This window comes from Nocardioides sp. L-11A, assembly GCA_029961745.1.
GTDB lineage: Bacteria > Actinomycetota > Actinomycetes > Propionibacteriales > Nocardioidaceae > Nocardioides.
The window spans coordinates 2,503,616-2,515,764 of sequence record CP124680.1; the positions used below are offsets into that span (position 1 = coordinate 2,503,616).

The 12,149-nt window shown below is 73.3% G+C and carries 9 protein-coding genes; 3 read left to right on the top strand and 6 right to left on the bottom strand.

From position 1 onward, the window contains the following. The first annotated feature begins 9 nt into the window (after window positions 1-9). A complete protein-coding gene (locus QJ852_11925; protein ID WGX99453.1) occupies window positions 10-2,940 on the top strand; it encodes a bifunctional [glutamine synthetase] adenylyltransferase/[glutamine synthetase]-adenylyl-L-tyrosine phosphorylase in 2,931 nt (976 codons plus the stop codon). A gap of 157 nt (window positions 2,941-3,097) precedes the next feature. Here the strand turns inward: QJ852_11925 and QJ852_11930 are convergent, their stop codons facing one another. Next, complete coding sequence (locus tag QJ852_11930; protein ID WGX99127.1) at window positions 3,098-3,331, bottom strand: hypothetical protein; 234 nt, start codon at window positions 3,329-3,331, stop codon at window positions 3,098-3,100. Continuing rightward, the gene (locus tag QJ852_11935; GenBank protein WGX99128.1) at window positions 3,328-4,752 is read right to left on the bottom strand and encodes a glycosyltransferase family 2 protein; all 1,425 of its coding nucleotides are present in this window, start codon (window positions 4,750-4,752) and stop codon (window positions 3,328-3,330) included. Before QJ852_11935 ends, QJ852_11930 begins: the two co-directional genes overlap by 4 nt. A gap of 147 nt (window positions 4,753-4,899) precedes the next feature. Here QJ852_11935 and QJ852_11940 point away from each other — a divergent pair, with 147 nt between their 5' ends. After that, a complete protein-coding gene (locus tag QJ852_11940) occupies window positions 4,900-6,582 on the top strand; it encodes an EAL domain-containing protein (protein ID WGX99129.1) in 1,683 nt (560 codons plus the stop codon). Here QJ852_11940 and QJ852_11945 read toward each other — a convergent pair. Together QJ852_11945 and QJ852_11950 are read right to left on the bottom strand one after the other, a co-directional pair. Next, entirely contained in the window at window positions 6,576-7,766 is a 1,191-nt protein-coding gene (locus QJ852_11945) for an acyl-CoA dehydrogenase family protein (GenBank protein WGX99130.1), read from the bottom strand. The genes QJ852_11940 and QJ852_11945 overlap by 7 nt on opposite strands. A gap of 19 nt (window positions 7,767-7,785) precedes the next feature. After that, window positions 7,786-8,631 carry an oxygenase MpaB family protein gene (locus QJ852_11950; protein WGX99131.1) on the bottom strand — a complete coding sequence of 282 codons (846 nt, stop codon included), beginning with the start codon at window positions 8,629-8,631 and terminating at the stop codon, window positions 7,786-7,788. 50 nt (window positions 8,632-8,681) lie between these two features. Here QJ852_11950 and QJ852_11955 point away from each other — a divergent pair, with 50 nt between their 5' ends. Beyond that, window positions 8,682-9,278, top strand: a complete 597-nt coding sequence (locus QJ852_11955; protein ID WGX99132.1) for a helix-turn-helix domain-containing protein — start codon at window positions 8,682-8,684, stop codon at window positions 9,276-9,278. On the opposite strand, the gene QJ852_11960 is transcribed toward QJ852_11955, so the two are convergent. Then, window positions 9,202-10,653, bottom strand: coding sequence for a diguanylate cyclase (locus QJ852_11960; GenBank protein ID WGX99133.1), 1,452 nt, complete (start codon window positions 10,651-10,653; stop codon window positions 9,202-9,204). The genes QJ852_11955 and QJ852_11960 overlap by 77 nt on opposite strands. Before the next feature lie 87 nt (window positions 10,654-10,740). Continuing rightward, entirely contained in the window at window positions 10,741-12,123 is a 1,383-nt protein-coding gene (locus QJ852_11965) for an L-serine ammonia-lyase (GenBank protein ID WGX99134.1), read from the bottom strand. Window positions 12,124-12,149 lie beyond the last annotated feature (26 nt).

Genomic DNA, 12,149 nt, shown 5'->3' on the forward strand with positions numbered 1-12,149 from the left:
GAAGGGGCTCTGGTGAACCGGGCGACTCCGCGCACCGAGCTGCTCCGGCTCGGCTTCGTCGATCTGGACCGCGCGCTGGTCGATCTCGACCACCTGGGGCCGGGCTCCGGTGACCTGCTCGCCCTGTTGGGGCGCACCGCCGACCCGGACGCCGCGCTGCGGGGACTGTGCCGTCTGGCCGATGCCGCCGATGCCGCCGGCGAGCGCGCCGCGCTGCTGGCCGCCGTCCGCGACGACGAGGGGACCGCGATGCGGCTGCTCGGTGTCCTCGGCGCGAGCGTGGCGCTCGCCGACCACCTGGCCACCCACCCGGCGCACTGGCGCGAGCTCGCCGATCCGGCGCTCGGGTCGACCCGCCCGGCCGCGTGGGCGGTGCGCGCGGCGCTCCTCGATGCCGTCGCCGGGAAGCCGGACCGGGAGGCGGTCGACGCGCTGCGCGTGGAGTACCGCCGTCATCTGCTGCGACTCGCCGCGCGCGACCTCACCCACCACCTGGGTGTCGACGACGCGGCGGCGGAGCTGTCCGACCTCGCGGCCGGGACGCTCGACGCCGCGCTGGCGGTCGCCCGGGCGCGACTGGGCCCGGACGCCGCCGACGTCCGGCTGGCGGTGGTCGCGATGGGCAAGTGCGGCGGCCACGAGCTGAACTACGTCTCCGACGTCGACGTGCTCTTCGTGCACGAGGGCGACGAGCGGGTCGCCGCGCGTCTGGCCGCCCAGCTGATGCAGGTCTGCGCCGACCACACCGCTGAGGGCACCATCTGGCCGGTCGACGCGGCGCTGCGTCCCGAGGGCAGGGCGGGCCCGCTGAGCCGGACCCTCGCCAGCCACCAGAGCTACTACGAGCGCTGGGCCGAGCCATGGGAGTTCCAGGCGCTGCTCAAGGCGCGGCCGGTCGCCGGCGACCTGGCGCTCGGCGCCGGGTTCGTCGCGATGACCGCGCCGATGGTCTGGTCGGCGGCGGACCGCGAGGGCTTCGTCGACGCCGCCCGCGCGATGCGGCGCCGGGTCCTCGACCACATCCCGGCCCGGGAGGCGGAGCGTCAGCTCAAGCTCGGCGCCGGCGGGCTGCGCGACGTCGAGTTCGCCGTCCAGCTGCTCCAGCTGGTCCACGGCCGCGCCGACGAGTCGATCCGCCCGCCGACGACGCTGAGCGCGCTGGCCCGCCTGACCGAGGGCGGCTACGTCGGCCGCGAGGACGGCGAGGCGCTGCACCGCGCCTACGCCTTCCTGCGGCAGCTGGAGCACCGGATCCAGCTCCACCGGCTGCAGCGCACCCACGTCGTACCGGACGACGAGGCGTCACTGCGGCGCCTCGGGCGCAGCCTCGGCTTCTTCAAGGAGTCGCAGAAGCAGCTCGAGGACACCTGGCAGGACCACCGCCGCGAGGTCAGCCGGCTGCACCAGAAGATCTTCTACCGTCCGCTGCTCTCCGCGGTGGCCCGGATCGGCTCCGACGAGGTGCGGCTCTCCTCCGAGGCCGCGGGCGCCCGCCTGGCCGCCCTCGGGTACGCCGACCCGCAGGCCGCGCTGCGCAACCTGGAGGCGCTGACCGCCGGTGTCAGCCGCACCGCGGCCATCCAGCGCACCCTGCTGCCCGCGATGCTGCAGTGGTTCGCCGAGTGCTCCGACCCCGACGGCGGGCTGTTCGGCTTCCGCCGGATCAGCGAGGCCCTGGGCCGCACGCCGTGGTACCTCTCCACGCTCCGTGACGAGGGCGAGGCCGCCGAGCGGCTCGCCCACCTGCTCGCCACCTCCCGCTACTGCACCGACCTCCTGGAGCGTGAGCCCGCGGGCGTCCGGCTGCTCGGCGGCGACCTGCGCCCCCTCGGCTCCGCCGCGATGACCGAGGAGATGCTCGCCACCGGCCGTCGCCAGCAGGGTTTCGAGAAGGGTGTGCGCGCACTGCGCGCGGTGCGCCGCCGCGAGCTGCTGCGCATCGCCGCGGGCGACGTCCTGGGCCTGGTCGACGTCGCCGAGGTCGGCAGCGCGCTGACCCGGCTCACCGACGCCACCCTCGAGGCGACCCTGCAGGGCGCGGTCGAGGCGACGCTCCGGGCGCGCGGGCTCGACGCCGTGCCGACCCGGATGGCCATCGTCGCGATGGGCCGCTACGGCGGCTTCGAGCTGTCCTACGGCAGCGACGCCGACGTGCTCTTCGTGCACGAGCCCGAGGAGGGCGCCGACGCCCACGAGGCCGCGACCTTCGCGCGCATCGTCGCCGAGGAGGTGCGCCGGGTGCTCGCCGTCCCCGGCCCCGACCCGGCGCTCGTCGTCGACGCCGACCTGCGTCCCGAGGGGCGCCAGGGCCCGCTGGTGCGGACGCTGGACGCGTACGCCGCCTACTACGCCAAGTGGTCCCACGTGTGGGAGGCGCAGGCGCTGCTGCGCGCCGATGCCGTCGTCGGCGATCCCGGCCTCCGCGACCGGTTCACCACCCTCATCGACCCGCTGCGCTACCCGGCCGGCGGGCTCACCGACGACGACGTGGTCGAGGTGCGCCGGATCAAGGGCCGCGTCGACAAGGAGCGCCTCCCGCGGGGGGCCGACCCGGCTCTGCACCTCAAGCTGGGCCGCGGTGGACTGGCCGACATCGAGTGGACGGTCCAACTGCTCCAGCTGCGTCACGGCGCCGAGATCCCCGGCCTGCGCACGACCCAGACCCTCCCCGCGCTGGAGGCGGCGGCCGGGGCCGGCCTGATCACCCACGACGACGCGCAGACGCTCGGCACCTCCTGGCGGCTCGCCACGCGGGTCCGCAACGCGGTGCTCCTCGCGCGCGGGCGCGCGGGCGACGAGTTCCCCCGCGCACTGCTCGAGCGTCGCGCAGTGGCGGGGATCCTCGGCTACCAGTTCACCGAGACGGACCGCCTCCTCGACGACTATCTACGGGTCACCCGGCACGCCCACGCGGTCGTCGATCGGGTGTTCTGGGAGTAGTCCGGGCGCCGCTGGTCACGTACGTGGACACGTGTCAGGTAATGCTCACCCAACCGGCCCAAATGAACCGTTGGTATGTCATGATGTCCGATGTCGGGCCGCGACCGACCCCCCCAGAGGTCGCGGCCCGACGCCCAGACATGGGTGGCCCAGTCCGTCAGCGGGGCCCGTCGGGATGGATGCTCCGGGTCTCCGACCGCTCGTAGCTCCGTGGCAGATGGTCGCCCGCGTAGACTTTCGGCAGCGTCTTCGCCACGGCCAGGGTCACGTAGACCATGGTGTTGATGGCGACGAACGCGGCCAGGACCGCGAACGCGTGCGAGCGCACCAGGGACTCGGGGAAGACGATGCCCAGCGTCGCCAGCAGCGGGCTGTCGAGCAGGCGGCTCATGCGTCCGCCCGGACGCCGCGCGGGGTGCTCACGACGTGCTTCCAGTCGGCGTTGCGGCCCAGCGACATGTCGATGATCCCCTTCAGGTAGACGACGTCGAGGAAGAGCGCGTAGACGAGCTCGGGGAAGAGGGTCGCCGCGAGCAGCCGGGCCCGCCAGCCACCGCGCCAGACCGTGACGACCCGCTCGACGGTGAACACCAGCCCGGTGCCCAGCCAGAACGGGAACCAGACCCAGCTGTCGAAGGACAGTGCCATGAGGAGCATCAGCAGCAGGTAGGAGAAGAGCGCGATGACGCCGTACCCGATGCCCAGCTGCTGGGCCCAGTAGCGGAAGGTCGCGGGACGCAGGCCGTAGGCGCCGAGGTTCTCCAGGGCGCCGCGCTGCCAGCGCAGCCGCTGGGCCCACAGTGCGCGCCACGTCGGCATCACCTCGGTGACGACCGTGCACTCGGCCGGCGAGAGGATCAGGCCGCCGAGCGACTTGAGGGCGAGCGTGATCTCGTTGTCCTCGGTGAGGACCAGGGTGTCGTAGACGTCACCGGGGACGCCGGGCAGCAGCCGGCCCCGCTCCGCGGCGACGGTGCGCAGGGCGCGGGGCCGGAACACCGTGGCGGTGCCGGTCAGTACGAAGACCCGGCCCCGCCGGCGGCGCAGGTCACGGGCGTAGCGGGTGTACTCGTTGCGCTGGAACTGCCCGATCAGGCCTTTGCCGTCCTCGCCGTAGAACAGCCCGCCGACGGCCATCAGCGCGCGGTCGTCGGTCATCCGGCGCACCACGGCGTCCAGGAAGCCGTCGTCGAGCACGGTGTCGGCGTCCATCACCATCACCAGGTCGTTCTCGCCCTGCCCGGGCAGGATCCGGGCCAGCGCCTGGTTGAGCGCGCCGGCCTTCTTGTGGCGGTTGCCGACGCTCTCGACCACCTCGGCCCCCGAACGGCGCGCGATCTCCGCGGTGTCGTCGGTGCAGTTGTCGGCCACGACGACGACCCGCTCGGGTGGGCGGGACTGGCCGGCGAGGGAGGCGAGCGTGGCGGCGATGCCCTGCGCCTCGTCGTGCGCGGGCACCAGCACGGTGAGGGTGACCGGGCCGTGGAAGACGCCGCGGGTCTCGGTCATCACATGGCGGGGGGACAGGGGGAGCCCGGTGCCGTCGTCGCTACGGCGGGCCCGGGTCGCGATCCGTCGCTCCAGCCAGGCGACGCCCGCGGCGAACAGCAGGGCCAGGCCCCCGGCGGCCGCGAGGGTCGGCACCGTCGGTGCCTCCGTGTCGTAGAGGACGTGCCAGGCCCCGAGGACGAGGCCGTCCGACGGCTCGGCCCGGCCCCGGGCCGTGTCCGACACCGACCACCAGAGCAGGCCGGCGCCCGCGAGCGCCGTCCCGAGGATGAGCAGTCCGACTGCTCGCTGCAACCAGCGCACGAGATCCCCTTCCCTTCGGAGTCGATCATCCGGCAGCGCGTCCGTCGTACGTGGCGGAACCGGGCGATGCCGACCGTTCGGCGACGCGGCCGGGGACCAAGGTCCCGGTCGGCTCCGATCAGCGGGTCCCGTGCCGATGGGGGAGAGGTGACGGATCCCGGGGGCGAGAGGAGTGCGCTCGAGCGCGCGATCGTCGACTCGATCCCGTTCAGCATCCTCGCGACCGACGCGTCCGGGCGGATCCGGATCGCCAACCCCGCTGCGGCGGCGCTGGTCGGCCGCGAACAGTGCGAGCTGGTCGGCCGCTCGCTCGTCGAGATCGACGCGGCCGAGCGTCAGCGCTACCCGGACGGATCCCCGGTCCTCGCCCACGCCGGCGGCGACGAGGCGGAGTGGACCTACCGGCGCACGGACGGCAGCACCGTGCCGGTCTACGAGGCGATCGTCCCGCTCGCGCCCGAGGCGGGGGTGGCGGGTGGCTTCCTCGTCGTCGCGTTCGACATCACCCACCGGCTCGAGGACCGCCGGCGCTTCGAGCACGTCGCCACCCACGACAGCCTCACCAACCTCCCGAACCGGTCGCTGCTGGTGCGCCATCTCGACCAGGCCGTGGAGCGGGCCGAGCACAGCTCGCTCGAGCTGGTGCTGGTGCTGCTCGACCTCGACCACTTCAAGCGGGTCAACGACTCGCTGGGGCACCACATCGGCGACGAGCTGCTCATCGTCGTCGCGGAGCGGCTGCTGGCCTGGACCCGCACGGACGACCTCGTCGCACGACTGGGGGGCGACGAGTTCGTGATCGTGTTCGAGGACCTGGGGAACGGCGCCGACCTGGACCGGCGCCTGGAGGAGCTGCTGGCCGCCGTGCTCGCGCCGGTGGTGGTGCACGGCTACGAGCTCGCGGTCACCGGCAGCGTCGGCGCGGCGCGCTTCCCCGCCGACGGCCGCGATCCGGGCACGCTGCTCAAGCACGTGGACATCGCGCTCTACCAGGCGAAGGCCGCCGGCCGGAACGCGATCCGCTGGTTCGAGCCGCCGATGCTGGTGGAGAACAACGACCGCCTGGCACTCTCGGCCGCCCTGCGGCAGGCACTGGACCAGGACGAGCTGTCGCTGGTCTACCAGCCCCAGGTCGACCTCGGGACCGGCGAGGTGGTCGGCGTCGAGGCGCTGGCCCGGTGGGCCAGCCCGAGCCTGGGCGCCGTACCGCCTGACCGGTTCATCCCGGTCGCCGAGGACGGCGGGATGATCGCCGAGCTGGGCGCCTGGGTCCTGACCACGGCCTGCACCGCGCTGGCGGAGGTGCAGGAGCAGCTGGGGCGCCCGCTCCGATTGGCGGTCAACGTCTCACCGCGCCAGATGCGGGGCCGCGCCTGGCTGGAGGAGATCGCCGCCGCGATCGAGACGGCGGGGATCGAGCCGTCGCAGCTCGAGGTGGAGATCACCGAGGGCCTGCTCATCGAGGACCACGGCGACGTCGTCGCGATGCTCCAGTCCCTGCGCTCCCTCGGTGTCTCCATCGCCGTCGACGACTTCGGCCGCGGCTACAGCAGCCTCGCCTACCTGACCCGGTTCCCCATCGATCGGATCAAGATCGACCGCTCCTTCGTGCGGGAGATCGACACGGCCGAGAACGCCGCCATCGTCGACGCGATCATCGTGATGGCGCACGCTCTGGGCATGACGGTCGTCGCGGAGGGCGTCGAGACCGCCGAACAGGAGCAGTACCTGCGCCGGCGCGGGTGCGACGAGGTGCAGGGCTATCGCTACAGCCCGGGCGTGCCCGCGGGGTCGCTCGGCATGGTGGCCCGGGCGCTCTCGCCTCAGTAGCTCCGGGGCAGCCCCAGCAGCTGGGTCCCGATGTGGGCGAGGATGAGCTCCTCGGCGACCGGGATGTTCTTGGCGATCCGGGCGTCGCGGAAGATCCGCTCGATCGGGTACTCCTTGGAGTACGCCATCCCGCCGAGGGTCTGGAAGGCCTGGTTGGCGGCCTCCCAGCCGACCTGGGCGCCGGTCAGCTTGGCGACGTTGGCCTCGTTGCCGCAGGGGCGGCCCTGGTCGAAGAGCCACGCGGCCTGGTAGGTCATCAGCCGGCCGAGCTCGGTCGTGGCCTTGAGCTGGGCGAGGGGGAACTGCAGGCCCTGGTTGGCGCCGATCGGGCGACCGAAGACCTCCCGGGTGCGGGCGTAGTCGCAGGCGATCGCGAGGGCGGCGTCGGCTGTGCCGATGCCGCCGGAGGCGGCGAGGATGCGCTCGGGGTTGAGCACGTCCCACAGGACGGCGAAGCCGGCGTCGACCTCGCCGACGACGTGGCTCGCGGGCACCCGGACGTCGTCGAGGAAGACCTGGCTGGACTGCAGGATGTTGCTGCCCATCTTGGGGATCGGCGTGTAGGACAGGGTGCCGTCGGCGAGCGCCTGCTTGACGTCGACCAGGAAGAGAGTGAACCCCGCGGTGCGGGGGAGCCCGCGCTCGCGGGTCTCGGTGGCGGGGATCGTGCGGGTGACCGCGACCATCCAGTCGGCGTTCTCGACGTTGGAGATCCAGACCTTCTGGCCCTTGATGACGAACTCGTCGCCGTCCCGTCGGGCCCGGGTCTTGATCTCGATCGCGTTGGAGCCGGCGTCGGGCTCGGTGAGCGCGAGGCAGAACTGCAGGTCGCCGGTGGCCAGTCCAGGCAGGATCTGCTGCTTCTGCTCCGCGGTGCCGTGCCGGGTCAGCGTCATCGCGCCGAAGCCCGGCGTGGTGACGTAGAAGAAGGTGCCGGCCACGCCCCCCGAGGCGCACAGCGTCATGTTGGCGACGGCCAGCTCGAGCAGGCCCTGCCCGCCGCCGCCGTACTCCTCGGGAACGCAGAGACCGAACCAGCCGCCGGCGCCGAGGTCGTCGAACACCTCTCGGGGAAAGCGGTGCTCCTCCTCGCAGCGGGACCAGTAGGCGTGGTCGTACCGCGCCGCGACGGCGGCGACGCCCTCGCGGACGGCCAGGGCGCTCTCGGGCAGGTCGAAGTCCATCGCGTGCTCCTGTCGGGGGTCAGACGAGGCGGCGGCCCAGGCGGCGGCGCAGTCGCATGTCGGCGAGCCACAGGTTGAACGGGAAGTTCCGCAGGACGCGGGGGAGCCGCCGCTCGACCGCGCCGGCGGTCCGCAGCAGCCGGTCGAAGCGGCGCTGCTGACGGTCGGTCCAGGACAGGCCCATCGCGTCGCGGAACAGCGGCGGGAGGAAGCCGGTCGTCACGAAGACCACGAAGGGGGCCAGCAGGTGGAAGGGCCGCGGGAAGTTGCGCAGCCGGGTCAGGTCCATGAGGTATGCCGCGACCGCGGGGTCGATGTCGACCTCGGCCTCCGCGTCCTCCCAGTAGCGGCGGAAGGCCGCCCGGTCCGCGGGCCAGGCGTCGGCGGGCATCTGCAGCGTGGTGCCGAACCGGGCGCAATGGGCGTAGAGCGCGTCGGCCTCGGCCTCGGGCAGCGGGCCGTGCATCCGCTCGATCATGTCGACGGTGCCGTAGTAGAGACAGGCCGCGACCCAGGTCTGCAGTCGCGGGTCCATCGCGCGGTAGCGGACCGCCTCGCCGGGCCCGGACACGACCTGGGCGTGCTGCCGGTTGACCGCCCTGCGGAACGCCGCCCGGTCCTCGTCGGTGCCGAGCAGCGCGACGGCGAGGTAGGTGAAGGTCGTCCGGCCGCGCTTGAAGGGACGCTTCATCGCCGCGCCGTCGTGCACCCGGCTGTTCATCACGCCGTACCCGACACCGGGCCAGCTCAGCTGCATGACCACGTTGGCCGGCCCGGCCAGGTGGGCGCCGATCCCGGACACGTGGTCGCGCATGTCGAAGCCGGCGGGGACGGGCAGATCGCGGACCCGGAGGTTGGTCGCCATAGGGTCAACGTAGCCTTTTGTTGGCACGCTGCCAATAGTAGGTTGGGCCCATGACCGACGCCGTCCGCCGCCAGCGGCTGCCTCCGGACCAGCGCCGGGAGCAGATCCTGGTCGCCGCCGAGCGGCTCTTCGCCGAACGGCCCTACGCCGCCGTGGCGACGACGGGGATCGCCCGTGAGGCCGGGGTCGCGCGCGGTCTGCTCAACCACTACTTCGGCGACAAGCGCACCCTCTACCTGGAGGTGGTCCGGCGGGCGTCACTGCTGCCGACGCTCGAGGACGTGCCGCTGCCGACCGGTTCGCTGACCGAGCGGGTCGACGCCGCCGTGCACTGGTTCCTCGGCTCGATCACGCCCGAGCGGGCGACCTATCTCACCGTCCGCGGCGCCGAGGGGGTGGGCGAGGACGCGGAGGTGCGCGCGATCCTCGACGGTGCCCACGACCTGGCCGCGGGTCGGGTGCTGGAGATGGTCGGCGGCGACCCGGCGGACCCCGCAGCACGGGCCGTCGTGCGCTCGTTCGGCGAGCTGGCCCGGGGTGCGATCCGGGAGTGGTCGCGGGAGCGGACGCTCAGCCGCGAGCAGGCGCACCTGCTGCTGAGGGAGGCCCTGCTGGCGATCGTGCGGGAGGTGCTTCCCGGCCTGTGAGCCCGGCGCCGCGCTCGGCCCGCTTCGCGTCGTACATGGCCCGGTCGGCGGCGGCGAGCAGCGAGCGCGGCGTGCTCGACCGGTCCGAGACGGCGGCACCGGCGCTGGCCGTGATCCGGTCGTAGGGCGCGTCGGACGACTGGCCGTAGGGCAGGGCGACCCGGCGGCGGATCCGCTCGACCGACAGGTCCAGGTCGGCCGGGCCGTCGATGCCGGGACACAGCACCACGAACTCGTCGCCGCCCAGCCGGGCGACTGTGTCGCGGGGACCGGCCAGATCGGTGAGCCGGCGGGCGATCTCGACGAGGAGCAGGTCCCCCTCCTCGTGCCCCCAGGCGTCGTTGACCAGCTTGAAGCCGTTGAGGTCGAGCAGGACCACGCCGACGGTGCCCGCCGGATGCCGCGCGAGCGCGTGCTCGAGGCGCTGGTGGAGCAGCGCCCGGTTGGCCAGGCCGGTGAGCGGGTCGTGCTGGGCGAGCTCGCGCAGCTCGGCGATCAGCTCGTTGCGGGAGTCGCGGAACAGGGCGAGGGTCAAGACGACGACCGTCAGCGCGCCCACCATCCCCTGGGCCAGGAGCGCCTGCTCCTGAGGGGTGACGCCCTGCAGGGCACCGCGGTCGAGCAGCGTGGCGGCCATGATCGAGACGCCCGAGCCGGTCAGGAACACGGTGCTCGTCGTGGTGGAGAACCGCAGCGACACCCACATCGCGGGCAGCATCACGCCGAAGGCGTTCGGGTGGCCGGGGTTGAGCCAGAAGACGCGGACGAAGACGAGGCCGACCAGACCCATGCACGTGATCGCCTCGGCCACGCGGCGCACCGCGAACGACGGGCGGCGCCACTGCGCGTCCCGCAGCCGGAGCACGACCGCCACCCCGGCCAGCGCCGTCACACCGTTGCGGACCGCGAACAGGGCGAAGGTCTGGGGCAGGTCCGGCTGGCCCTCGTGAGCGAACCACACGACAGCGAGCGCGGCCGACACCAGTGTCCCCGCAGCCACCGCGGCGACCAGCCGACCCAGATCGGCGGGCTGGCGCAGCGCGGCCGGCCGCTCGCCGTACCGCAGGACGGCGGCGGTCACGGCGCCGAGGGCGACGTTGACCAGGACGAACCAGGCGGCCAGGCCGACACCGGCCCCTGTGGCCAGGTTGACGCCGAAGGTGAGGATCGCGAGCCCGCCCCCGTGCAGCGCCGCCCGGGAGCGGGGCAGGTCGCGGGCATGCAGGCACCAGAGCACAGCCACCGCCGCCGCGGGCCAGGCGAGCGAGACCTCGCTGCCCTCGACCCGCGTCGACCGGCCGGCGAGGATGGCCAGCGTGTAGGCGAAGGCGAACCCGGCCCCGGGCAGCAGCGCACGAGAGGCGTGTCGTGCCACGGCTCGTGCTCCCCTCTGCGGGTGCCGTTCAGCGGCGCCTGCAGAGGGCACATCGGCAGGAGGACCACCGACCGGAGGGGTCGGGACTCAGCACTCGATCACGTTGACGGCGAGGCCGCCGCGCGAGGTCTCCTTGTACTTCGTCTTCATGTCGCGGCCGGTCTCGCGCATGGTCTTGAGCGCCTTGTCGAGGCTGACCTTGTGCGAGCCGTTGCCGTGGATGGCCAGCCGCGCGGCGTTGATCGCCTTGACCGACGCGATCGCATTGCGCTCGATGCAGGGGATCTGGACCAGGCCGCCGACCGGGTCGCAGGTGAGTCCGAGGTTGTGCTCGATGCCGACCTCGGCGGCGTTCTCCACCTGCGCGGGCGTGCCGCCGAGCACCTCGGCGAGCGCTCCGGCGGCCATGGCGCAGGCCGAGCCGACCTCGCCCTGGCAGCCCACCTCGGCACCGGAGATGGAGGCGTTCATCTTCGCCAGGATGCCGATGGCGGCGCCGGTCAGCAGGAAGCGGACGATGCCGTCGTCGACCTGCTCGGGCGTGCGGCCCCGCGCCGCGAACCGCACCCAGTAGTGCAGGACGGCGGGCACGATGCCGGCGGCCCCGTTGGTGGGGGCGGTGACGATCCGGCCACCGGAGGCGTTCTGCTCGTTGACGGCCAGCGCGAACAGGTTGACCCAGTCGATGACGTCGAGCGGGTCGTCGCTCCCGGTCCGGCAGAGCTTCGCGTAGAGCTCGGGCGCGCGGCGGGGCACCTTCAGCCCGCCGGGCAGGACGCCCTCGTGGTGACAGCCCTCCTCGACGCAGGCCGCCATCACCCGCCAGATCTTCAGGAGCCCGGCCCGGATCTCGCTCTCCTCGCGCCAGGTGAGCTCGTTGGCGAGCATCACGTCGGAGACGGACATGCCCTCGCGCGCGCAGAGGGCGAGCAGCTCCCCGCCCGTGCTGAAGGGGTAGGGCAGCACGGTCTCGTCGGCGACCACGCGGTCCGCCCCGGCCTGGTCCTCGTCGACCACGAAGCCGCCCCCGACGGAGTAGTAGGTCCGTGCACGCAGCTCGGTGCCCGCCGCGTCGTACGCCGTGAAGACCATGCCGTTGGGGTGCGCGGGCAGGGACCGGCGCCGGTGCATGACGACGTCGTCGGCCTCGAACCGGATCCGGTGGGCACCGGCCAGGACCAGCTCCCGGCGCTCGAGGATCGCCGCCACCCGGTCGTCGTACGTCGAGGTGTCGGTCGTCGCCGGGTCGTCGCCCTCGAGACCGAGGATGACGGCCTTCACGGACCCGTGCCCGTGGCCGGTCGCGCCCAACGAGCCGAACAGCTCGGCCCGGACCCGCGCCACGCGGGGGAGCTCGCCGTCGTCGGCGAGCCCCTCCGCGAAGATGCGGGCGGCCCGCATCGGCCCGACGGTGTGGGAGGACGACGGCCCGATGCCGATCGAGTAGAGGTCGAAGACGCTCAGCGCCATGCGATCACGGGCTCCTGCGGTCCATG

Bases quoted from the DNA above. Each gene is read 5' to 3' on its own strand.
- QJ852_11930 (WGX99127.1), bottom strand. From the start codon at position 3,331: ATGAGCCGCCTGCTCGACAGCCCGCTGCTGGCGACGCTGGGCATCGTC.
- QJ852_11945 (WGX99130.1), bottom strand. From the start codon at position 7,766: ATGGACTTCGACCTGCCCGAGAGCGCCCTGGCCGTCCGCGAGGGCGTC.
- QJ852_11950 (WGX99131.1), bottom strand. From the start codon at position 8,631: ATGGCGACCAACCTCCGGGTCCGCGATCTGCCCGTCCCCGCCGGCTTC.
- QJ852_11955 (WGX99132.1), top strand. From the start codon at position 8,682: ATGACCGACGCCGTCCGCCGCCAGCGGCTGCCTCCGGACCAGCGCCGG.
- QJ852_11965 (WGX99134.1), bottom strand. From the start codon at position 12,123: ATGGCGCTGAGCGTCTTCGACCTCTACTCGATCGGCATCGGGCCGTCG.